This window comes from Nitrospirota bacterium, assembly GCA_035516965.1.
Taxonomy (GTDB): domain Bacteria; phylum Nitrospirota; class UBA9217; order UBA9217; family UBA9217; genus MHEA01.
This window is the reverse complement of the sequence record DATIZR010000017.1, coordinates 1-22772: the sequence shown is the minus strand read 5'-3', so window position 1 is coordinate 22772 and position 22772 is coordinate 1. Positions and strand designations below refer to the sequence as shown.

Here is a 22772-nt window from a genome sequence, read left to right as displayed (position 1 = left end):
CAATGCTTCAGTGCTCCTTCACAGCGGTACGACAGCAGGTCCGGTCACGATCATTGCATCAACACAGTCAGGAGGCGTAACAATATCTTCATCAGGAAGCCAGATGTCCATTGGCGGCGGCATGCCCTCTGCAACGCACTTCAACCTGGCGACAGATGTATTTAATTTACCGGGTCTTGTCATCTCGAATAGTCAGGCAAACATCTCGGCGTATATCGCTGACCGTTTTGGCAATTACAACGTCTTAAACGGGACCTCCATTTCCTTCAGGACAGAAGCCGGTGCTATTGATCGTCAGGGTTCGACCGATGCAACGGGAAAGACATCAGTTGTTTTCAGGACCCAGGCACCTGATCCGGCTATCGTGAGTATATGGACTTCCACGATCCCTGTGTCTCCCAACGAAGTTGATGAATTAAAATTGATCAATTACTTGAACACTACTTATGGCTTGGGGATCGTAGGAAGCGCCATCCATCCAAGGAATGGCTGGGCGACGATACTTGCTGCGGTCCAGGGTGAGGAGTCGTTCCTTGACGAAAACGGCGACGGACTGTTCACCCGGTCAACCAGCACGACAACGTGTCCCGCAGGGTACACCTGTGAATGCGATAACGGGGCGCCGAACACCTACGCTGGCTGTATTACGAGCCAGCCGGATGGATCGTCAACCTGCAGCATAGCAACGACGTGCGCGGCCGCAGGAGGATCGATTCCGGGCAATTCAAAGAGATCCGAAGGCTTCCTCGATTTGGGAGAGCCCTTTGTTGACTCAAATGATGATGGTTGCTGGAATGATGGCAATGGAAATAAAAATTGCGGCGGTGCGATATCTGCTGTTTCTGCAACGGAACCGCTGGAACAATTTATTGATGCCAATGTGAATGGACAGTACGATCCTCCCAATGGCAAGTGGGACGGTCCTGATCAAGATTGCAGTGTTGTCGGGTGCCAGACAAGCAAGATGATATGGACGTCCATTAAGCTTGGCATAACCGGAGGGGCGAAGTACTGTGCATTCGGGCCTGCACCGTTGAACACAAACATACCCTACGGCGGATCAAGTTCATATTCATTCATGGCAGGGGATAAGTTCACGAACTGGATGGGTGGCGGTACGACGCTTTCCGTTGGGGCGGATGCTGGAAATATTACTGGTTTTCCCAAGACTACTGTATTGGACGGCTTGCCCTTCGGACCTACAGAGACATTTTTTACTATTAATGCGCCGGCGTCCTGTTCACCTACGCCTTGCGTGAACCCGCCGCCGCTACCTTTCACTATCTCGGGTACGGCGACTCCCCCGCCCCCTCTTGCGCCATGTACGATACTAATGCACGGGACTTTTCTTTAAAGCTCAGTCGAGTGTTGATTATTTATGCAACAATAATGATTCTTTAGCAAATGCGCCCTTCGGGGCGCATTTCTTTTTGGTAGGAATTGCTGATGCATGTACGCAGGGAAACATTACAGCATGCTCTTGACCAGAACGACTTGAGTTCAATTGTCGCACTCGTCAAAGACAATCGCAAGGTCCTGAATCAGCTTATCCGTCTGTCCTACGACAAGGAAACGCTCGCAAGCTGGCGGGCGATCAAGGCCATCGGGCTGGCTGCGAAAGAGCTTGTCAGGACCGACTACACATACCTGCGGGAAATGGTGCGGAAGCTTCTTTGGAGCCTGAATGACGAGTCAGGCGGTATTGGCTGGTCCGCGCCCGAGATCCTGGGCGAGATCGTGAGTGCCGACCCGGACCAGTTTCAAGACATCATTCCGCTCATTGCCGAGATATATGGGATCGAGGAAGTAATTTTTCGTCCTGGCGTGATGTACGCACTCAACAGGATCGCGGAAGCAAAGGCCGAGCTGGTGCTGCCCCACAAAGACCTCATGGTAAGAGCCTTGTCCGACAGAGACCCGCTTGTACGCGCCTATGCACTGAAGCTAGTTGACAAGATGAAGGGGTTTTTGAGCCGGCACGAGTTGGTTGAAATTAATAAATTAGCGAATAATTTATCCGAAGACGCATCAGAGGTATGGATTTACGTGGATAACAATTTTAAAAATATGCAAATTAAAGAGCTATTTAAGAGCATTATTACAGATTAAGTGGTAATAAATAAGATATATTAGCTGGAAAGTGGGATGTATTACCTAAAATGTGGAAAATGCGCACTAATGGTGCGCATTTTTTTAACCATAGACTTGACAAGTGTACACTCAAGTTTTATACTGTAAGTAACATTAATGTACGGGAGATTTATGGCTACCGAAACCAAAAGAGATTACTACGATACCCTCGGAATCAAAAAGGACGCCTCTGATGCTGAGATCAAGAAGGCGTTCAGGAAATTGGCGAGGAAATATCATCCCGATGTGAACCCTGGGGACAAGACTGCGGAGTCTAAGTTCAAGGAGATGAGCGAAGCCTACGAAATTCTGTCCGATCCGAAGAAGCGCCAGCAGTACGACCAGTTCGGTCACGCTGCGTTCGGCGGCGGTGGATACGGTCCCACTCAGGGCCAGGGTCCGGGGGGGTTCAGCGGTTTTGAAGGATTTTCCCGGGGTGGTGAAGGCGGAACGTATTATCAGTCCGGAAACTTTGAAGGCTACGAGGACATCTTTGGATCCCTTTTCGGCCAGCGCCAGAGAGGACCCCTCAAGGGCGAGGACGTAACCTATTCGGTTGAGGTTGACCTCGAGGACGCCATTTTCGGGAAGACCATGCAGGTCGATCTTCAGCGCGAGGTGACCTGCTCGACCTGCGGAGGCTCGGGCGCCCAGCCGGGGACGTCTCCGCGCACCTGTCCGACCTGCCAGGGGTCCGGCAGCGTGAGGCAAGGCCGAGGTCTTCTGCAGATGGCGCAGCCGTGCCCGACCTGCCACGGTACGGGGACGATCAATCCCAATCCCTGCAGAACGTGCAACGGCAGGGGAGTCGTTTCCAAGTCTGAGCGCATTAATGTGAAGATCCCGCCCGGCGTTGACAATGGATCGAAGATCCGGGTGTCGGGCATGGGTGGTGCCGGCGAGAAGGGCGGCTCGGCGGGAGACGTGTATATCATTACGAAGGTCAGGCCGCATTATTATTTTGAACGCAAGGGAGACAACCTGCATTCGGTCGCCAAGGTGACGGTAAAGGAAGCTGCCCTCGGTGAGAAGATCGAGATCCCCTCCGTGGACGGCCTGGTGTCGCTCTCGCTGCCCCAGGGGGTTCAGTCCGGACAGCAGCTCAAACTGCGCGGAAAGGGTGTCCCGCATCTCGGAGGCGGCGGAGTTGGAGATCATTATGTAACGATCACGGTCGTAACGCCTACCGGCCTGAACGAGCGGGGGAAGGAGCTGCTCCGCGAGCTGGACCGCGTGAATCCGATTAATCCGCGAAGCGAGATCACGTTTAAAGGTTTCAGGAAAAGAGCCTGAGCCGGGGAAAACTGCATCGGAAACAATAGATTTTCTTAAGAGAGAAGACGTGGCAGAGCCGGAAAGCATCAAGACCTGCTCTTTTCCTCGTGCTCCCAATGTTTTGCGGGAGACAACACGAGTCGAATCCAGGGGTGAGTTTAATGGCCAGGCGAAGCCTGAAAAAACGGAGTCGGTATGGCGGTACGTGAACATCGATTCTTTATGATCAGCGTCGTCTCGGAGATGCTCGGCATCCATCCGCAGACCCTGCGTCTGTACGAGCGGGAGGGGTTTATCAAGCCGAAGAGGACAGGAGGCAACACACGCCTCTATTCCGAGGACGACGTGGAAAAGCTGGAATTGATCCTTCGCCTCACGCGTGAGCTGGGCGTCAACCTCGCAGGTGTGGAGGTGATCCTGTCCATGCGTGAAAAAATGGAGCAGATGCAGCACGAGATGACGGAAACGATCCGGCAACTGCGCGAGGAGCTGGAACGCGAGATCCTGCACAGGGAGGAAACGAGGAATGCCCTCGTGCCGGTAAGAAGGTTCCGGATAGAAAGACATTAAGAAGTGAGGAGCAGAGGGAGAAAAGGCGGGAACATACAGGGCCGGAACGCGTGGAGGAGAAGTTACTCACACGCGCACTTTCCCTCGTACTCAACTTCTGATACACGGGAGGAGGCACATGGCACGTTTCGACAAGCTCACATTAAAAGCCCAGGAGGCCGTACAGGCCGCCCAGGACCTTGCAGCGAGGAATCACCATCAGCAGGTCGAGGTGGAGCATCTGCTGCTCGCATTGCTCGGACAGACCGACGGTCTCGTCCTGCCGCTGATCAAGAAACTGGGGGCGGATGCAGACGGGCTGCATGACGATATCGAGGACGCGCTGAAACGGCTGCCGCGCGTAGAGGGTCTTGTCCAGACCTATCTCTCGCCGAGGCTCGGCCGGCTGTTCGAGCGCGCCGAGGATGAGGCCGAACGGCTGAAGGACGAGTACATTAGCACCGAACATCTTCTGATCGCCGCCTCTGATATCGACGGCGCTGCCCGGGAGATCCTGTCCCGCCATGGCATTACGAAGGACAGGATATTCGCGGTGCTGGTGGACATCCGCGGCACCCAGCGTGTGACCGATCAGAACCCGGAGGACAAGTACCAGGCGTTGACCCGGTACGGCCGGGACCTGACCGAGATGGCGAGGCGCGGCAAGCTGGATCCCGTGATCGGCAGGGACGAGGAGATCCGGCGCGTGGTGCAGGTATTGTCGCGGAGGACGAAGAACAATCCCGTCCTGATCGGCGAGCCGGGCGTCGGCAAGACGGCGATCGCCGAAGGCCTGGCTCAGCGCATCGTGAGCGGTGACGTGCCGGAGGGCCTGAAGAACCGGCGCGTTGTCGCACTCGACATGGGCGCGCTCGTCGCAGGAGCGAAGTACCGGGGCGAATTCGAGGACCGCTTGAAGGCCGTGCTGAAGGAAGTGACGGAGGCGAGCGGCGATGTCATCCTGTTCATCGATGAGCTCCACACCGTGGTGGGGGCGGGCGCGGCCGAGGGAGCCATGGACGCGTCGAACATGCTCAAGCCGGCGCTGGCCCGCGGCGAGCTGCGGTGCGTCGGAGCCACGACCCTGAACGAATACCGGAAGCATATCGAGAAGGACCCGGCGCTCGAGCGGCGATTCCAGCCGGTCCTAGTGCGCGAGCCGTCCGTGGAGGACACCATCTCGATCCTGCGCGGGCTCAAGGAGCGCTACGAGGTGCACCATGGCGTCAAGATCAAGGATGCGGCGCTCGTGAGCGCCGCCGTCCTGTCCCACCGCTATATTGCCGACCGGTTCCTGCCGGACAAGGCGATCGACCTGATCGATGAGGCCGCTTCCCGGCTCCGGATGGAGATCGACAGCATGCCCGTCGAGCTCGACGAGGTGGAGCGCAGGATCAGGCAGCTCGAGATCGAGCGCGAGGCAGTGAAAAAAGAGCAGGACGCCGCGTCCCGAGAACGGCTCGTGAAGATCGAGAAGGAGATCGCGGAGCTCGCGGAAAAGCGGAGCGGGCTGCGCGCCCAGTGGCATGCCGAAAAGGAAGCCATCCAGAAGATCCGGTCCATAAAGGAGCAGATCGAACAGACCCGGATCGAGGCCGAAAAGACGGAGCGGGAGGGGAACCTGGGCAGGGCCGCGGAACTGCGGTATGGCAGGCTGCCGGTTCTGCAGCAGACGCTCGACCGGGAATCGGCGAGGCTCGCTGATCTGCAGTCCCAGAGCAAGATATTGAAGGAAGAGGTCGACGAGGAAGATATCGCCGAGATCGTCTCGAAATGGACCGGCATCCCCGTGAGCAAGATGCTCGAGGGGGAAATGCAGAAGCTTCTCCACATGGAGGACCGGCTCCGGATGAGGGTGGTCGGACAGGACGAGGCGGTCCGGGCCGTTTCGGATGCCGTGCGCCGGGCTCGCGCCGGCATCCAGGACCCGAACAGGCCGATCGGCAGTTTCATCTTCCTTGGCCCGACCGGCGTGGGGAAGACCGAACTGGCCCGGGCGCTGGCCGAATTCCTGTTCGACGACGAGCAGGCCATGATCAGGATCGATATGTCCGAGTACCAGGAGCGGCATACGGTGTCCCGCCTCATCGGTGCGCCTCCCGGCTACGTCGGCTACGAGGAGGGCGGCCAGCTTACGGAGGCCGTGCGCCGGAGGCCCTACGCGGTGATCCTCTTCGATGAGATCGAAAAGGCCCATCCCGAAGTGTTCAACGTGCTGCTCCAGCTCCTGGACGACGGCAGGCTGACGGACGGTCAGGGCCGGACCGTGGACTTCAAGAACACCGTGGTGATCATGACCTCGAACATCGGGAGCCAGCTGATCCAGGACCTGCAGAACGACGAGGCGGAAATGCGGCGCCGGGTCACGGAGGCCATGCGGCAGCAGTTCAAGCCGGAATTTCTGAACCGGGTGGACGACATAATCATTTTCCATCCTCTTGACGCCGAGATGCTCAAGCAGATCGTCACGCTCCAGGTGGCCCTCGTCCAGAAACGGCTGGCGGACAGGAAGATCGAGATCGAACTGACCGAGCGGGCCAAGGAACTGATGGCCGAGGAAGGGTTCGATATGGTCTACGGGGCCAGGCCGCTCAAACGGGTGATCCAGCGCGACGTGCTGAACCCGCTCGCGTCGAAGATCCTTGCCGGCGAGATACGGGAGGGCTCGCGGGTGCTCGTGGACCGGGAGGACCGGAAACTCGTATTCAGGGGCGCATCGCAGGCGGTCGGCGCGCAGTAATCACCCCGGGCGCGAGGACATTTTCTGTCCCCTGGGTGCCAATATGCATGGAGCCGGGCCGGGAAGAATGTACTTCTCCCGGCCAACTTTATTCAACATTGTGCAACCAATAAAAAATATCGGCCGGCAAATTATTTGTGGTAGACGGGTTCGAACTATGGTATATTTGTAAAGCGGCCAAGGCATGTGCTGAGCGTTCAGAATGCTTAAAAACAGGAAAAAAAAGACAACCCCGTCCGGCGAGAAGGGGGACGGGAAGAGACTGCCGATCAAAGATTTTAAGTCCTTGTTCTATCGCAAGCTGACGGAGACGCATCTTTTTTACGAGGTGGGAAGGACCATTGCATCGGAGCTTGAACCTGCGGACCTCGTCAAGAAGATCATGGTGTCCATCGGCAAGGCGGTCGAGTTCGAGGACGCATCGGTGTATGTCGTCAAGAAGGACCTGACCGGCCTTGATCCGCTCTACCACCACCGGCTGCCGGCGCCGGATATCCAGCCTGGGCTGATCTACTTCGACATCGGCGCGCCCGGAGAGATCGCCGCGAGCGGCGAACCACTGCTGCTCGATGACACCCGCCTGTATGAAAGTTTCCTCCACCATCCTGATGAAGAAAAGAAGACCGGCAGCTATATCGGGATCCCGCTTAAGAACGAGAACCGCATCGTCGGAGTAATGGGTTTCAGCCACAGCAAGGTCAACGCGTTCCGGGTCGAGGATTTCGACCTGCTCCGCACGCTCTCGCATATCATATCGGCGGGTATTGAAAAGGGCGAGCTGTTCAAGAAGACCCTCGAGTTAGCCCGCGTCGACGAACTCACCGGCCTCCTCAACTACCGGGTGCTGCTCGAAAAAGTGGAAGAGGAAGTAAGACGGCAGGTCCGCACCAAGCGGGAATTCTCGTTCGTCATGATTGACATCGATGATTTCAAGCGGATCAACGACCGGTACGGTCATCTCGAGGGCAGCAGGCTCATTGCGCAAATGGGACCGCTGCTGAAGATGGCCTGCCGGACGACGAGCACCGACACGTGTTTCCGGTACGGCGGCGAGGAATTCTCGATCCTGCTCACGGAGACCGACATGCAGGAAGCGCTGGCGGTCGCCGAGCGGGTGAGGAAGGCGGTCGAGGAATATCCCTTCACCGTGAAGGTTGCCCATCCCTCCGAGGTGGTGACGGTGAGCCTGGGCGTTTCCACGATGATCCACGGCGGTGGCAACACGATTTCCGAAATGATGAACGAGTCGGATATCGCCCTCTACCGCTCCAAGGCATCAGGCAAGAACAAGGTCACCTGTTACAGCGCGGACCTCGTGATGCCCACCCCCGTGCCGCGGTCCGGCGGCCGATAGCGATCAACCCTCCCTAGAAGCAACCCAGCTGGCAGTCCGCGATCTTGATTTTCATTTCATTGCAGAGCTCACCTATCTCGTTGAGCGAAATATTCAGCTCACGGGAAAGGGCGTGCGCCTTTTCACAGGACAGCCGGTTGTTCACGGCCGCCCGTCGAATCGCTTCGCTCATCTGCTCCCTCGTCATGGTGTCTCCCTTTTCTTATCATATCTGCCAGAATCCTGATTCAGCCTTCCCTCACCATTTCCGCCACGCACTCGATGTGGTAGGTCCAGGGGAACATATCAACCGGCTGGAGACGTTCGAGCCGAAAGCCGAAGAGATGGAAGAACTTGAGGTCCCGGGCGAGTGTGGAGGGGTTGCACGATACATAGACGATCTTCCGAGGAACGAAGGCGAGAACGCGCTCGAGCGTGGTGAGTGTTGCGCCGGCGCGGGGCGGGTCGAGCACGATCACGTCGGCTCGCATCTTCCGGTTCTTGAGCGTCTTCAACCCCCGTTGCAGGTCGTCGGTGATGAACTCGGCGTTGGTGATGTTGTTCCGTATCGCATTGGCCTTCGCATCTTCGACGGCCGAATATCCCGACTCGATCCCGATTACCAAGGCCGCCTTCTGTGCGATCGGCAGGGCAAAGTTGCCGATGCCGCAATAGAGGTCCAGCACCGTTTCTTCTCCGGTGAGTTCCGCGAAATCAAGCACCGTCCGGACCATGTTCCTGTTCTGCTCCCAGTTGACCTGGAAAAAATTCCCCTCCGTTGCCTTGAGCGATAAGTTGTTGAGGTCGAGCGTCAGGTGATTCCTGCCGAGGCTGAGCGCCTTTTTCCGGTTCACGAATCCCGTGATCCCGATCACTTCCGGCGCTCGGTGCTGAAGCTTCTCGAAGAACGCGTTCAGGGAGGGAAGCGAGGCCTCTTCGCTGAACAGCAGGAGATGCACTTCACCTTTGGGGGAGGCGTTGATATGGACCTCGGAAAGAGGCGGCAGATCGCTCGACAAGGCCCTGACCGCCTTCAATACCCCGTTGATGACCGGGTGGATCAGGAAGGCGTCGTCCACTTCGATCAGGTCGTAGGAACCCTGGCGGAAGAAGCCGATGCGCTGCTGGCCTTCCCTGCGTCGCACCGTAAACTGGGTGCGAAGCCGGTAATGATCCGTGCGCGGTGCGGGGAGGATCGGCAATGCCTGCTTCGGCGCGATCCCGCCGATCCTTTGCACCGTATCCAGGAGAATCTCCGTCTTGAGCTGGAGTTGAGCGGGATAGGAAATGTGCGGCCATGTCACACCGGTGCACTGCTTCTCGCCCTCGCAGGGAGGGGATACCCGGTCAGGGGAGGGAGTCATAACCGTGACAAGATCTGCCTCGAGAATACCCTTCCGTTTTCGAGCGATCTCGATCAGGACTCTTTCGCCGGGCAGGACGGCGGGGACGAATACGGCCTGACCGGAGCCGAGCCGGGCGAGACCCTTTCCGCCGTACACCAGCTTCTCGATCAGCACCTCGGCTTGTTCTCTCATCCGAGGATCTTTTTGACGGTTTCGCGAAGGAGCGAGGCGTCGGCGGATTTGACGACATACGCGTCCGAGCACCAGCTCCCGAAGTCATGCTTGTACTCTTCGTAGGCGGTACAGATGACGACCGGCAGCGAGCTGTTCTTCTCCTTCATCTTGCGTAGGGTCTCGATGCCGTCCATATCGGGCATGCGCATATCGAGCGTGACAAGATCGAACGGGGTTCTGTCGAGCAGGGAGAGGGCCTCGCTGCCGTCGCCGACCGTGGTCACCTCATACCCCATATCTTCTAGCTCCTCACGAAAGAGCTCACGGATGTTCGCTTCGTCGTCCACCACCAGGATTTTTTTCATCGACTCCTCCTCGAATGCCTTCTGCATTGGTAGTATAGTAGCTCCTCCGGAATTGCTTTGCAACTCTTCCGCACACCGGGCATCATGTTTCCCGGCCGCCGCTTCCCCCGCGGGGCAGTTTGATCGTGAACACGGCGCCCCCGGTCGACTTGTTCCTCATCTCGATCCGGCCTCCGTGCGCCTTCACGATTCTGTTCGTGATGGGCAGGCCCAGGCCGGTCCCGCGCGGTTTTGTCGTGTAATAGGGGTTGAAGACATTGTGCATGGCCTTTGCGGAAATGCCGTGACCCGTGTCTCCGATCTCGAAGATCTCCTCGTTCGTTTCGGGGAGATAGGAGGTACTGATCGTCAGCGTTCCGCCGTTCTCCATGGCCTCCATGGCGTTCTTGATGATGTTGATTACCGCCTGCTTCATCTGCTGCTGGTCAAAGGCGAGCGGCGGCAGGGCCTTTGCCAGGTCCTTCACAACGGTGATGCGGCGCTGGGCGAGTTCATCTTCATAGAGCGTCAGGATGTCCTGCGCCACGTGGTTCAGGTCGCCTTCCGAAAGCTGGGGGGCCACTTCCTTGATATAGGAGAGGTTATCGTGGATGATTGCTTCCAATCGGCTCACCTCGTTCAGGATGATGTCGATGTACTTCTTGTCCTCGCCGCTCTGCAGCTTTTTCGCCAGGCGCCGGGTGAAGCCGCCGATGGAGACCAGCGGGTTGCGGATCTCGTGCGTGATCTCGGCGATCATGGCGCCCAGGGCGGCCATTTTCTCGGACTGGACAAGCTGCTCGTGCAGAGCCCGCATGTCTTTGTTCATCATCTCGAGATTGGAGTGGATTATGGCGTTCTCGATCGCGAGCGCGGCCTGGTTCGCGAACATGGTGAGGAACCGGAGATCGTTTTCCGTGATCGGGCGCTGGTTGAACATGTTGTCGACGATGATGATGCCGATCACGCGGTCTTTGGCGACGAGCGGCACCGTCGCGAAGTTTTTCACCCTGAGAGTGTCCCGGAGCCAGGAAGGCACCAGCCTGTCCGTACCGGCGTCCACGATATTGTATGCACGTTTGTTCAGCACGGTCAGGGCCAGCACGCCCTCTCCCGCCTCGAGAGGCACCCGGATTCCCTTGGTCATGGTGTTCAGGGCCGAGTCACGGTGCTCGAACAGATCGCCGGTCTGGATCCACTCCATGAGGCTCCGGTGCCTGGTCGCCACCTCGTTCCAAGCCCTCCCCGCCTCCTCCCAGTTCGCGGGGCCCACGCCCATCATGCCCTGGAGTGTGTTGGTCCGCTCGTTCGTGAGCAAGAGCATTGCCTGGTTGAACCCGAGCCCGCTCCCCCCCATGGTGGTCGCCGTCAGGATGATCCTGAGCAGCCGGTCGAGGTTCAGCGTCGTGCTCATTGCCGTGCCGATATCATAGAGAATGGACAGCTCCTGCGCGCGTGTGCGCGCCTCGGTCGCGAGCTCCTCCATGCGCTCGTACATCGCGGCATTCTCGACGGCCACCGCCGCGCTGCTCGCCACCGTGGTCAGAAACTGCAGGTCGTCTTCGGTGAACGACCGTTCGTCCTGCTTGTTGTAGAGCGTGATGACGCCGATCACGCGGTCATGGAAGATGAGCGGGATGCTCAACATCGAGGCGACGGCCCCATTCGCGGCGGCAGCCAGCAGGTCGTCCCGGGAGACGTCCTGGATGAGGAGCGGCTTCTTCTCCCGGGCGACCCGCTCCGCCACAGCGCCGCCGATCCGCGCGTCCATGTCCTCGGTGAGGTTGCCGGTGAGGCCGAAGGACGCGTAGGTTTTTCGGGAGATGATCTCGGGCAGGTTCATCAGGCGGATCGTGCAGCCCTGCGCGCGCAGCGACTGCGTGCTGTTCCGCGCGATCAAAGAGAGGAGCTGCTCCAGGTCCAGCGTGGACGTGAGCGCCATGCCGATCTCGTAGATCGTAGCGAGTTCGGACAGCCTCTGCTGGATGGTGTGGAAGAGCCGGGTGCTCTTGATCACGCCGCTCACCTGGTTCGCGGTGGTGATCAGCAGGGTGAGCTCCGATGACGTCGCCCGCCATGTCTCGAGGGACAGCACGAAGATCACCCCGAAGCAGCGGTCCTCATCCATGATCGGTGCGGCGACCAGGGACTTGAACCGCTCGATGCCCGATTCGGGTATATACTGGAACCGCGGGTCCGAATAGGGGTCCTCGAGGGCGAGCGGAACTTTCTGCTCGGCTACCCACCCGGCGATGCCCATGCCGATCGGGAAGTTCAGCTTGCCGACCGTTTCCTGGTTGAGGCCGACGGCCGCGGTCAGCGTCACCGTCTTGCCCGGCCGGTCGATGAGGAACACCGATGCGCCGTCTTTGCCCATGCCCCGGGCCACGACCTGCACGATCCGGGATAGCTTCTCGGGCAGGTCGACGTACGAGTTCGAGATCCTGCTGATCTCGGAGAGGATGCTGAGTTCTGTCTTGTCCGTCGTTTCCATAACGGTTTTTTAACCACCGATGAAAGATCGCGTAACCACGGGTCCCGACGAATGTCGGGACGGCACAGATGAACACAGGTGACAGAATAAAGACCGAGAATTTTTTTTCAGTGCTTATCCGTGTGTCTGCGAAGCGGACCGGTGGTTACTAATGCAGTTTTCCGGCCTTATTTCTTCCTCAACGCCTTCCGGTAGACCTTCTCGTATTCCCTGGCCGAGCTTTCCCAGGAGAAATCCTGCTGCATGCCGGACCGCACCAAGCGTCGCCACGCCTTCGGCTCACTGAACACCTCCACGGCGCGCCTGATGGCATCGGTGAGCGCCAACGCCGAGTAGTCGTTGAACAGGAAGCCCGTCCCCCGGGCCGGTCCTTCGTCGTAATCCCGGATGGTGTCCGCAAGCCCTCCGGTCCGCCTGGCCACGGGGACGGCGCCGTACCGGAGCGCGATGAGTTGCCCCAGGCCGCACGGTTCGTAGAGTGACGGCATCACGAACAGGTCGCACCCGGCGTAGATGATCTTCGCAAGCTGCTCGTCGTATCTAAGCAGGACCCGCACCTGCTCCGGATACCGCTCGGCAGCATCGGACAGGAGCCGCTCGTACCGTTCGTCGCCGGTGCCCAGCACGATGAACTGCACACCCATGTCTAGGATGTCCGGGAGAGCATCGGTCAGGATGTCGAACCCCTTCTGGTCCACCAGCCGCGACACCATGGCGATGACGGGTCCGCCGTCGGCCGGCAGGCCCGCCCTCTTGCGGAGATCATCCCTGCAGAGGGCCTTGCCCCCGGGCCTGGCCGCGGAATACCGCCTGGTGATCGCCTGGTCCCCCGCAGGGTCCCACGCTCCGTAGTCGATGCCGTTCACGATCCCGTACAGATCCGGAGCCCGCCTGGCGAGCACTCCCTCGAGCCCGAATCCGAACTCCTCGGTCTGGATCTCGCGGCTGTAGGTCCTGCTCACGGTGGTGATGACGTCGGAGTAGACCAGCCCCGCCTTGAGAAAGCTGATGTCGCCCCAGAATTCGAATCCTTCGGGGTTGAAATGGTTCCAGGCGTCCCCGATGTAGCGCATGTCCTCCCGTGGGAAGTTGCCCTGGTAGCCGAGATTATGGACCGTAAAAACGGTCTTCGTCCGCATGAAGGGCGGGCTGCCGCGGTAGAGGGTGCTGAAATAAAAGGACGCGAGCCCCGTCTGCCAGTCGTTGGTATGGACGATGTCTGGCGCGAAGTTCAGGGTCCGGCAGAGCTCCAGTATTGCGCGGGAGAAGAAGGTGAACCGTTCGGCATTGTCCGGGAAATCGCCCTGCCTGTTCTGGTAGAGCTCCGGGCGGTCGAAATAGGTGTCCTGGCTGATGAAGTAGGCGATGACGTTCTCATCAAGGCTGCCCTGCAGCACCTCGCAACGTTCCCGCCAAGAGCCAAGGGGCACGAAAAAACTTGCAACGCGCTTGAGGCCGAAGCGGTCGGGGTCGATGCTGCCGTAGCGCGGCATCACGAGGCGCACATCATGCCCCCGGGCGCCGAGCGCCGGGGGAAGGCTCCCGGCAACGTCCGCTAGGCCTCCGGTCTTGGCAAAGGGGACCGCCTCGGATGCTGCAAACAGAATCTTCATGCCTTGATGTCGCGGAGAAACTTTGCCGCCTCCTCGGGCGGCGTGGGATTGATGTGAAATCCCGAACCCCATTCGAAGCCGGCGATGCTCGTGAGCTTGGGCGCCACCTCAATGTGCCAGTGGTAGTAATCGTTCCGCTCGTCGCGGAAGGGCGAGGTGTGGACCACGTAATTGTAGGGCGGGTTCGAGAGCGCCCGGTCGATGCGCCGCAGCACGTTCTGCAGCAAGCCGGCCAAGTCCCGGTAGTCCTCGTTGGTCGAGCAGGCATAGCAGGAGACGTGCCGCTTCGGCAGGATCCAGGTCTCAAAAGGGAAGCGCGGTGCGTAAGGCGCAAGGGCAATGAAGAGCGGCGTCTCGAGGACGACACGCGTGCCCGAGTGCATCTCCTGCCTGATGATGTCGCAGAAGATGCAACGCTCCTTCAGGTCAAAGTGGCGCTTGCATCCGTCGATCTCCTCCTGCACTTGGATCGGCACGATGGGCAGCGCGACGAGCTGCGAATGGGAATGCTCGAGGGTTGCTCCGGCAGTCAATCCCTCGTTCTTGAAGATCAGTGCGTACTGGAATCGGCGGTCCTTTTTCAGGTCCTCCATCCGGTCGCGGTAGGACCAGAGAACCTCCTCCACCGCTTTCTGGGGAAGGCTCGCGAGGGTAGCGTTGTGGTCCGGCGTTTCGATGATGACCTCATGAGCGCCGATGCCGTTCATCTTGTCGAAGATGCCCTCGCCCTGTTTGTTGAGATCCCCTTCGATCTGGAGGGCCGGGAATTTGTTCGGCACGACGCGCAGCCGCCACCCCGGCCCGTCAGGCTGTCCGTTCTCGCGGTACGCGAGCGTTTCATGGGGCGTAGTCCGCTCGTTCCCGGTATCGAAGGGGCAGAAGCCCCCGCGCCGTTTGCCCCGCTGGTCCTGGAAATCGGCGGGCCGCTTTCCCCGTTCCGAAGAAATGATGACCCAGCGGCCGGTGATCGGGTCCTTCCGTAGTTCTGGCATAGTGTCTCCTCAGTGATTGCCCGTGGGGAAAATGCGATTTGATAATTATATCTGTCTTATTCCGCATTGTCAAAACAACTCTTGGTGTGCTAAGATTCCGGCATGGGAAAGAAACTGGATCGGGTCTCTTCCACGCTGGCAGGCATCCTGCGGTCACGGGGCATGCAGGGCCGACTTGAAGAGTACCGCATCTTCGGGCAATGGGAAAAGACCGTGGGCGGACTGGTGGCGAGCCATGCACGCCCGACAACGATGCGCGGCTCGAAACTGTTCCTGACCGTGGACAGCCCGGCCTGGATGCAGCAGCTGTCCCTGCTCAAGCCCGAGATCATCGAGAAGGTGAACAGGGGGCTCGGCAAGGACGCCGTACAGGACATCGCTCTCACGCTCGGCGAGGTCCCGAAGGCGGAGCATACACCCCCCGCCCCCCGGTCTTTCCGTGCGGAGCTGACCCCGGATGAACGTACGCGCATCGATGATGCCGTCGCGGAGATCCGTGACCCCGAGGTGAAGGCGGCCTTCCGGCGGGTCATGGAGAAGGACGTGCTCAGCAGGAAGGGCAATCGCATATAGCCGGATGAAGCAGACAGCCCACGCAGTATCCGGTTTCAGATTGAAACTGTTTTGAGAGGATTTGTCGCGCCGCCGCAGAGGTGCTTTTCCCCCTTCGATCTGCCGCGGGTGCCGTCCCTTGCCTGTTTCCCGGTCGATTCGACCTCATTTATTGCTCATCCAGAAAATATCGATAGGCCCCGATAAACTTTTCGTTTGATTTTATGCCGGTGCGATGTTATTATTTTCGATACTTTTCAAAAAGCCGGGATTTTATTGAGGTTATCAATGATGAAGCAGCTGTTGACAAATATGATGGAGATGGTCCGGAAGCTGTTCCGGTCCGCCTGGGAACAGTTCAAGGTCTTCTGGTTCACGATTGCCGTGCCCTGGCTCAAGGCACTGACCCCGAAAAAGGCCCTGAAGCTCGCCGGCATCGCCTTTCTGGCCGGGGTCCTCTTCATCGCGCTGCTGTTCTACGTGCTTTCCTTCAACCTCCCCACCGTCGAATCGCTCAAGGACTACAAGCCGAGCCCGGGCACGACGATCTACGCCGAGGACGGCAGGGTGCTGGGTCGCGTGCAGATCGAGAAGGGCACCTATGTGCCGATTACACGGGTCCCGAAGTTCATGAAGGATGCTCTGCTCGCGACCGAGGACCCGCGCTTCTATCAGCACAGCGGGATCGACTACCGCGGCATCCTGCGCGCCGCGCTCAAGAACATCATATCGGTCCGGGTGGCCCAGGGCGGCAGCACGATCACGCAGCAGCTTACGAAGGTGGTGTTCCTGTCTCCGGAGCGGAAGATCACGCGCAAGATCAAGGAGATCATCCTCGCGCGGAGACTCGAGAAGGAGCTCGACAAGGATGAGATCCTCGAGCTCTACCTCAACAAGGTCTATTTCGGCCACGGCGCCTACGGCGTGCAGATGGCAGCCAAGACCTATTTCGGCAAGAACATCTGGGAGGTCAACCAGGCCGAGGCTGCCCTCCTGGCCGGGCTCCCCAAGTCGCCGGCGGCATACTCGCCCTACAGCGACATCGACCTGACCAAGCTCCGGCAGTGGCACGTGCTGAAGCGTATGGTTGCCGAAGGGTATCTCACCGAGGAACAGAGCCGGAAGGTCTACGATCAGCCGATCAGCCTCGAGAATTTACGGCCCCAGGAAGAGCTGGCTCCGCACCTCGTTGACTATCTGCGAAAGTACATTGAGAAAAAATACGGCGAAGATATGTTGTACCAGGGGGGGCTCAAGGTCTACACTTCGATCGACCTGGACCTGCAGCATCAGGCGGTCACGGCGCTCCGCGAGGGGCTGCGCGCGCTCGACAAGCGCCAGGGCTTCCGCGGCAAGGTCGGATACAAGCCGGTCAAATCCACGCCGATCCAGTGGGGATCGCTCCACGTGATGGTGAAGCCCGGCGAAGGGTTCAACGCCCATGTCCTCGCCGTGAACGACGACTCCGTCACGGTCAAGGGGCGCGGGCTCCTGGGCTTCATCATGAAGGACGACATGGCCTGGGCGCTGATCAAGCCGAAGAAGAACCGGGAGAGCCCCGACGAGTTCAAGAAGCCCGCCGAGATCGTCCAGGTGGGCGACATCATCAAGGTCCGCCTGAAGGACTATGACAAGAAGAACCAGGTGGCTTCCTTCGTCCTGGACCAGACGCCCCTCGTGCAGGGCGCGGTGGTGTCCATCGAGCCCTATACCGGCTATGTCCGGGCCATGGTCGGCGGCTACGATTTCGTGGAGGGCGGCTTCAACCACGCCACGGATGCGAAGCGCCAGCCGGGCTCGTCGTTCAAGCCCTTCGTCTACGGCGCCGCGCTCGAGAACGGCTTCACCCCGGCTTCGATCCTGATGGACCTGCCCCAGATCTACGAGAAGAGCGAGTTCGAGAAGAAGACCTGGAAACCCACGAACTATGACGAGCGGTTCCTGGGCCCCATGCGCATGCGCACGGCCCTGGCGCTGTCCCGGAACGCGGTGACCGTGGGGCTCCTGGAGAAGATCGGCCTGGACAAGGCCATCGATTTCGCGCGCAAGGCGGGGATCACGAGCCATATCAGCTACGACTATACGACTGCGCTCGGCTCATCGGTCGTCACGCCGCTGGAGCTCACCTCGGCCTACGCCACCTTTGCGTCGCAGGGGTACCGTTCCGAACCGATCATCATCATGAGCATCGTCGACGGCAAAGGCACCGTCCTCGAAAGCTACCAGCCAGACCCCAAGGAGGCCATCGACCGGACCACGGCCTATCTCGTGACCAGCCTGCTCAAGAGCGTCGTGCAGGAGGGAACGGGCAGGGGCGCCCTGAGCCTCGGCAGGCCGCTCGCCGGCAAGACCGGCACGACGAACAACTACGTGGATGCCTGGTTCCTCGGCTATTCGCCGGACATCGTGACCGGAGTGTGGGTGGGGTATGACAATCCCAAGGCATCGCTCGGTGACCGGGAGACCGGCGCGCGGGCCGCGCTCCCGATTTGGATCTCGGTGATGGCCAGGGCTATGGCGGATAAGCCGGCGGAAGACTTCGTGCCGGCCGACGATGTGGTATTCGTGAAGATCGATCCCGAGACCGGGCTTCTGGCCCGGGACGGGGCGCCTGACGCGATCACCGATGTGTTCCGGAAGGGCACGGAGCCGACTCAGTATGCCGATGCCAAAAAGTCCCAGCAGAAGACCGGACTTCTCTACAATGTGGAACAGGGCGGCGAGGACACCACGACAAAGAAAAAATTGCCCGCCGACGAAGTCTCGGACTAGGTGCGGCGACGTTGAAGCAGTTCGGAATTTGGAATTCGGAGCGGAGGGCACCTGCTGAATGGATTATAAGACAACACTGAACCTGCCGAAGACCGACTTCCCGATGAAGGCCAACCTGAAGGACCTGGAACCGAGAATGATCGGGAAGTGGAACCAGGAACAGGTCTATGCGATCATGCAGAAACAGGCCGAAGGAAGAAAGACCTACATCCTGCATGACGGGCCGCCTTACGCCAATGGCCACATCCATATCGGTCACGCCCTGAACAAGATCCTGAAGGACATCATCGTGAAGTTCAGGTCCATGGAGGGGTACCGCAGTCCCTACGTGCCGGGCTGGGACTGCCACGGACTGCCCATCGAGCACCAGGTGCTGAAGAGCCTGGGGCCCAAGAAGGAGGGCATGAGCCAGCATGAGGTCCGTAAACTCTGCCGGGAATACGCCGAGAAGTTCATCGAGATCCAGCGCGAGGAGTTCAAGCGGCTCGGCGTGTTCGGCGACTGGGACCATCCCTACCTCACGATGAACTTCGGATACGAGGCAGCCATCGTGCGGGAGCTGGGAAGGTTCGCGGACAACGGGGGTGTCTACAAAGGGAAAAAGCCGGTTTACTGGTGCGGGTTCGACGAAACGGCGCTCGCCGAGGCCGAGGTGGAATATGCCGACCATGAATCGCCGTCCGTGTTCGTGCGCTTCGACATCCCCGGGGCCGCGACGGCGCTCCCGTCGCTTGCCGGAAAGAAGGCCGCCGTCGTTATCTGGACGACCACGCCCTGGACACTTGTGGCGAACCTCGCCGTTGCGCTCCATCCCCGGTTCGATTACGTCGCGGTGGAACACAACGGCCAGGTGCTGATCCTTGCCGAAGGACTGCTCAAGCAGTGCATGGAAACGTTCGGGATCAAGGACTATACTATCCTCGAAAAGTTCAAAGGCAGCAAACTGGAGGGGCTCAAGGCTCGCCATCCCTTCATCGACCGGGACTCCCTCGTGATCCTCGGCGACCATGTGACGCTGGAGGCCGGTACCGGAGCGGTGCATACGGCCCCCGGCCACGGCCAGGAAGACTACGAAGTGGGCCTGAAGTATGGGCTCGACGTGTACGCTCCCGTCGATCAAAAGGGGCGGTTCACGAAGGAAGCGGGCGAGTTTGCCGGCCAGCAGGTGTTCAAGGCGAACAAGGGCATTATCGAACTGCTCAAGGCCAAGGGTGCGCTCCTCGCCGAGGGCAGGATCAGCCACTCCTACCCGCATTGCTGGCGGTGCAAGAACCCGGTCATCTTCCGCGCTACCGAGCAGTGGTTCATCTCGATGAAGTCGAACGACCTCCTGAAGCGGACGGTCGAGAACATCCACACTGTGAACTGGGTGCCGGCTTGGGGCAAGGACCGGATCCTGAGCATGATGGAGAACCGGCCCGACTGGTGCATCTCGCGCCAGCGTGCGTGGGGCGTGCCGATCATCGCGTTCACCTGCAGACAATGCGGAGAGCTCCTGTTCGACCGGAAGGTCGTGGACCACGTCGCGGACATCGTGGAGCAGGAAGGCGCCGACGCCTGGTTCGTGCGGACGCCGGCCGAACTGCTGCCCGCGGGGACGGCATGCAAAAAGTGCGGCAACGAGGACCTCGCGAAGGAGATGGACATTCTCGACGTGTGGTTCGACTCGGGAGTGAGCCACGCCGCCGTGCTGAAACAGAGGAAGGATCTCTCCTGGCCGGCGGACATGTACCTTGAAGGCAGCGACCAGCACCGGGGATGGTTCCAGTCCTCGCTCCTGACGTCAGTGGGAACAACGGGCGCGGCCCCGTACCGGACGGTGCTGACCCATGGCTTTACCGTGGACGGCTCTGGCAAGAAAATGAGCAAGTCCGCGGGCAACGTGGTCGCTCCGCAGGAAGTGATCGACAAGTATGGCGCCGAGGTGCTCAGGCTCTGGGTTTCGGCCGCCGACTACCGGGACGACATCCGCATCTCCCAGGAGATACTGACCCATCTTGCCGAGGCATACCGCAGGATCAGGAACACAAGCCGCTACCTCCTGGGCAATCTCGCCGACTTTCATCCGGAAACCGACCAGGTCGAGGACAAGGACCTGCTCGAGATCGATCGCTGGGCGCTCCTCAGGCTCCAGAAGCTGATCCGGCGCGTGGAAAAGGCCTACGACGATTTCGAGTTCCACGTCGTGTTCCACTCGATTCATAACTTCTGTGCCGTGGACATGAGCGCCTTCTACCTCGACATCCTGAAGGACCGGCTCTATACGGCGAAGGCGAGGTCCGTCGAGAGGCGCTCCGGCCAAACCACCATGCATGCGATCCTGTCAGCCATGGTGCGGCTCATGGCGCCGGTGCTTTCCTTCACCGCGGACGAGGTCTGGGGCTATATGCAGGAGAGCTCGAAGGAGAAAAGCGTCTTCCTGGCGTCCTTCCCGAAGGCGGAGGAACGGTACCTCGACGGGGAGCTAGAAGAACGTTGGGACCGGATCATCGCCGTCCGCGGCGAAGCGGCCAAGGTGCTCGAAACACTCCGGCGCGACAAGAAGATCGGCCATTCTCTCGACGCGGAGGTGAGGCTGTACGCTGCGCAGGACCTGTATGAGTTCCTGCAGCAGTACGAAAGAGACCTTGCCTTCATCTTCATCGTGTCGTCGGCGACGGTCGAGAAAGAGGCTGATGCGCCTGCAGATGCGTTCCCGAGCGACATTGTCAAGGGCCTCAGGATTGCGGCAGGGCCGGCAAAGGGCTTGAAATGCGGACGCTGCTGGATGTACCGCGAGTCGGTCGGCACCGTGCCGGAGCATCCGCAGATCTGCGACCGGTGCGCGGGGAACCTTGCCTGAGTACTGGTATCGGCATTCATCATTATGGGAGAGGTTGGAACATAATTTGAAGAATAAATATCGCTGGGCCGGAACGATCATCAGCACTGTCCTGGTCCTGGATCAGCTCACCAAGCACCTCGTCCAAAAAAACATCCGCCTGTACGATGTCATACAGGTCATCCCGGGATTTTTCAATCTCACCCACGTCCGGAACAAGGGTGCGGCCTTCAGCCTCCTTTCCACGCTCCCCGACGGATGGCGGAGCGCGTTCTTTGTTGCCGTGACGCTCGTAGCCGTCGCGGCGATCGGGGTCCTGATTCGGAAGTCCCACGAACGCCTGCTTGTCAGTGCGTTCTCACTCATCATCGGCGGGGCCCTCGGGAACGTGATCGACCGAGTCCGGTACGGCGAAGTGGTGGATTTCGTCCAATGGTACGTAAAGTCCTATTACTGGCCGTCGTTCAACGTCGCCGACTCGGCCATCACGGTCGGCGTGGCCCTGCTCGTCGTCGATATGCTGTTTGTAAAAAGAACAGAAGCGATAAGCTCCAAATCCTGATAGCGTAACCCCGGCCAAATCCGACCTTCGGATGCTCCACAGTGTCTTTTCGGACATTCGAACGTGTGTTTCAGATTAAGGATTTCTTCCGGAAGGAAGCCATGCATCCCATTCTCTTTGAGATCCCCCGGATCGACCTCGGCGCCTGGACCCTTGGTCCGATCCCGATCCGCCTGTACGGGCTGATGATCGGTATCGGTTTCCTGCTCGGCATCACCTTGGCTTCTCGGCGGGCGAAAAAGGAAGGGATCAATCCCGAGCTCATCGTCGACATGGGCGTCTACCTGCTGCTTGCGGCCATCATCGGCTCGCGCATCCTTTACGTGCTGACGGCGCTGCGCGAGTTCACGACGCATCCCCTCGAGGTGTTCGCGATCTGGAAGGGAGGCCTCGTGTTCTACGGCGGTGTGCTCGCGGCGGTGCCGGTCGGGATCTGGTACGTCCGAAAACACGACCTGCCGGTCTGGAAGACGGCGGACATCATGGCGCCCTACGCCGCACTTGGGCACGCTTTCGGGAGGCTCGGCTGCTTCTTTGCGGGCTGCTGCTACGGCGCACCCTGCACGGGCACGTTTTGCATCACCTTCAACGATCCCCATTCACTCGCACCCCTCGGCACCCCGCTCTTTCCGACACAACTTATGGAATCCGTCGGTGAGTTCATCCTTTTCGGCCTGCTCCTCCTCCTGCGGCGGTACAAGCGGTTTGACGGCCAGCTTTTCGGTCTTTATCTGATCTTCTACGCGGTCCTCAGGTTTTCCATCGAGTTCTTCCGTGGAGACGTGGCGCGCGGCGTTTATTTCGGCGGCCTCATCTCCACATCGCAGATCATCGCGATCGTCATCGCGCTGACAGCGGCAGCCACGATGGCGATAGGCAGGAAGAAGAACAGAGCCCGGGCCAAAGTTTAGGTCAAGGTTGAGGTTAGGATACTACTAGAACCTATCTCAAAATTAGATTTTGCTTGTCATCTTCGTAGGACGCGGTATTATCTGTCATGGCCGTGCGTCTGACAGACGAGCAATGGGAACTCATCCGGGAGCATTTCCCGGAAGAGAACATTCCCGATGGTCGC

The 22772-nt window shown here is 59.4% G+C and carries 17 protein-coding genes; 11 read left to right on the top strand and 6 right to left on the bottom strand.

Annotated elements, in window-relative coordinates; all coding sequences use genetic code 11:
• The 6 genes from VL197_01440 to VL197_01415 form a co-directional block, all read left to right on the top strand.
• On the top strand, positions 1-1354 hold a 1354-nt coding region (locus tag VL197_01440; GenBank protein HUJ16631.1), incomplete at its 5' end, for a hypothetical protein.
• Positions 1355-1446: 92 nt separating this feature from the next.
• Positions 1447-2109: a hypothetical protein gene (locus VL197_01435; GenBank protein HUJ16630.1), complete on the top strand. Its 663-nt coding sequence runs from the start codon at positions 1447-1449 to the stop codon at positions 2107-2109.
• Positions 2110-2262: 153 nt separating this feature from the next.
• Positions 2263-3423 (top strand): molecular chaperone DnaJ, encoded by a 1161-nt coding sequence (gene dnaJ, locus VL197_01430; GenBank protein ID HUJ16629.1) that lies wholly within the window; start codon positions 2263-2265, stop codon positions 3421-3423.
• 177 nt (positions 3424-3600) lie between these two features.
• Entirely contained in the window at positions 3601-3975 is a 375-nt protein-coding gene (locus tag VL197_01425; GenBank protein HUJ16628.1) for a helix-turn-helix transcriptional regulator, read from the top strand.
• A 118-nt stretch (positions 3976-4093) separates the two neighbouring features.
• A complete protein-coding gene (clpB, locus tag VL197_01420; protein ID HUJ16627.1) occupies positions 4094-6694 on the top strand; it encodes an ATP-dependent chaperone ClpB in 2601 nt (866 codons plus the stop codon).
• A gap of 202 nt (positions 6695-6896) precedes the next feature.
• Positions 6897-8048: a sensor domain-containing diguanylate cyclase gene (locus VL197_01415; GenBank protein ID HUJ16626.1), complete on the top strand. Its 1152-nt coding sequence runs from the start codon at positions 6897-6899 to the stop codon at positions 8046-8048.
• Between the two features lie 13 nt (positions 8049-8061).
• Here VL197_01415 and VL197_01410 read toward each other — a convergent pair whose 3' ends face one another.
• From VL197_01410 to galT, 6 genes are all read right to left on the bottom strand, one after another.
• On the bottom strand, positions 8062-8235 hold the full coding sequence (locus tag VL197_01410) for a hypothetical protein (GenBank protein ID HUJ16625.1): 174 nt from the start codon (positions 8233-8235) through the stop codon (positions 8062-8064).
• 40 nt (positions 8236-8275) lie between these two features.
• Positions 8276-9565: a 23S rRNA (uracil(1939)-C(5))-methyltransferase RlmD gene (gene rlmD / locus VL197_01405; protein HUJ16624.1), complete on the bottom strand. Its 1290-nt coding sequence runs from the start codon at positions 9563-9565 to the stop codon at positions 8276-8278.
• Entirely contained in the window at positions 9562-9912 is a 351-nt protein-coding gene (locus tag VL197_01400; GenBank protein ID HUJ16623.1) for a response regulator, read from the bottom strand. The genes rlmD and VL197_01400 overlap by 4 nt, the downstream gene beginning before the upstream one ends.
• Positions 9913-9994: 82 nt before the next feature.
• Positions 9995-12385 (bottom strand): GAF domain-containing protein, encoded by a 2391-nt coding sequence (locus VL197_01395; protein ID HUJ16622.1) that lies wholly within the window; start codon positions 12383-12385, stop codon positions 9995-9997.
• 167 nt (positions 12386-12552) lie between these two features.
• Positions 12553-13998, bottom strand: coding sequence for a glycogen synthase GlgA (glgA, locus tag VL197_01390; protein ID HUJ16621.1), 1446 nt, complete (start codon positions 13996-13998; stop codon positions 12553-12555).
• A complete protein-coding gene (galT, locus tag VL197_01385) occupies positions 13995-14990 on the bottom strand; it encodes a galactose-1-phosphate uridylyltransferase (GenBank protein ID HUJ16620.1) in 996 nt (331 codons plus the stop codon). Before galT ends, glgA begins: the two co-directional genes overlap by 4 nt.
• Positions 14991-15092: 102 nt before the next feature.
• Between galT and VL197_01380 the strand changes: the two genes are divergently transcribed.
• From VL197_01380 to lgt, 5 genes are all read left to right on the top strand, one after another.
• Positions 15093-15563 (top strand): DUF721 domain-containing protein, encoded by a 471-nt coding sequence (locus VL197_01380; protein ID HUJ16619.1) that lies wholly within the window; start codon positions 15093-15095, stop codon positions 15561-15563.
• A 267-nt stretch (positions 15564-15830) separates the two neighbouring features.
• Positions 15831-18314 carry a PBP1A family penicillin-binding protein gene (locus VL197_01375; protein ID HUJ16618.1) on the top strand — a complete coding sequence of 828 codons (2484 nt, stop codon included), beginning with the start codon at positions 15831-15833 and terminating at the stop codon, positions 18312-18314.
• A 58-nt stretch (positions 18315-18372) separates the two neighbouring features.
• Entirely contained in the window at positions 18373-21156 is a 2784-nt protein-coding gene (ileS, locus tag VL197_01370) for an isoleucine--tRNA ligase (GenBank protein HUJ16617.1), read from the top strand.
• A 46-nt stretch (positions 21157-21202) separates the two neighbouring features.
• Positions 21203-21697 (top strand): signal peptidase II, encoded by a 495-nt coding sequence (lspA, locus tag VL197_01365; GenBank protein HUJ16616.1) that lies wholly within the window; start codon positions 21203-21205, stop codon positions 21695-21697.
• A gap of 65 nt (positions 21698-21762) precedes the next feature.
• Positions 21763-22608 carry a prolipoprotein diacylglyceryl transferase gene (lgt, locus tag VL197_01360; GenBank protein HUJ16615.1) on the top strand — a complete coding sequence of 282 codons (846 nt, stop codon included), beginning with the start codon at positions 21763-21765 and terminating at the stop codon, positions 22606-22608.
• Positions 22609-22772: the final 164 nt, after the last annotated feature.

What these genes read in the sequence shown, in the direction of transcription:
- VL197_01400 (HUJ16623.1), bottom strand. Translation starts at nt 9,912, where the DNA reads ATGAAAAAAATCCTGGTGGTGGACGACGAAGCGAACATCCGTGAGCTC.
- clpB (HUJ16627.1), top strand. Translation starts at nt 4,094, where the DNA reads ATGGCACGTTTCGACAAGCTCACATTAAAAGCCCAGGAGGCCGTACAG.
- glgA (HUJ16621.1), bottom strand. Translation starts at nt 13,998, where the DNA reads ATGAAGATTCTGTTTGCAGCATCCGAGGCGGTCCCCTTTGCCAAGACC.
- VL197_01435 (HUJ16630.1), top strand. Translation starts at nt 1,447, where the DNA reads ATGCATGTACGCAGGGAAACATTACAGCATGCTCTTGACCAGAACGAC.
- VL197_01380 (HUJ16619.1), top strand. Translation starts at nt 15,093, where the DNA reads ATGGGAAAGAAACTGGATCGGGTCTCTTCCACGCTGGCAGGCATCCTG.
- VL197_01415 (HUJ16626.1), top strand. Translation starts at nt 6,897, where the DNA reads ATGCTTAAAAACAGGAAAAAAAAGACAACCCCGTCCGGCGAGAAGGGG.
- galT (HUJ16620.1), bottom strand. Translation starts at nt 14,990, where the DNA reads ATGCCAGAACTACGGAAGGACCCGATCACCGGCCGCTGGGTCATCATT.
- VL197_01410 (HUJ16625.1), bottom strand. Translation starts at nt 8,235, where the DNA reads ATGACGAGGGAGCAGATGAGCGAAGCGATTCGACGGGCGGCCGTGAAC.
- VL197_01425 (HUJ16628.1), top strand. Translation starts at nt 3,601, where the DNA reads ATGGCGGTACGTGAACATCGATTCTTTATGATCAGCGTCGTCTCGGAG.
- VL197_01375 (HUJ16618.1), top strand. Translation starts at nt 15,831, where the DNA reads ATGATGAAGCAGCTGTTGACAAATATGATGGAGATGGTCCGGAAGCTG.
- VL197_01395 (HUJ16622.1), bottom strand. Translation starts at nt 12,385, where the DNA reads ATGGAAACGACGGACAAGACAGAACTCAGCATCCTCTCCGAGATCAGC.
- ileS (HUJ16617.1), top strand. Translation starts at nt 18,373, where the DNA reads ATGGATTATAAGACAACACTGAACCTGCCGAAGACCGACTTCCCGATG.
- rlmD (HUJ16624.1), bottom strand. Translation starts at nt 9,565, where the DNA reads ATGAGAGAACAAGCCGAGGTGCTGATCGAGAAGCTGGTGTACGGCGGA.
- dnaJ (HUJ16629.1), top strand. Translation starts at nt 2,263, where the DNA reads ATGGCTACCGAAACCAAAAGAGATTACTACGATACCCTCGGAATCAAA.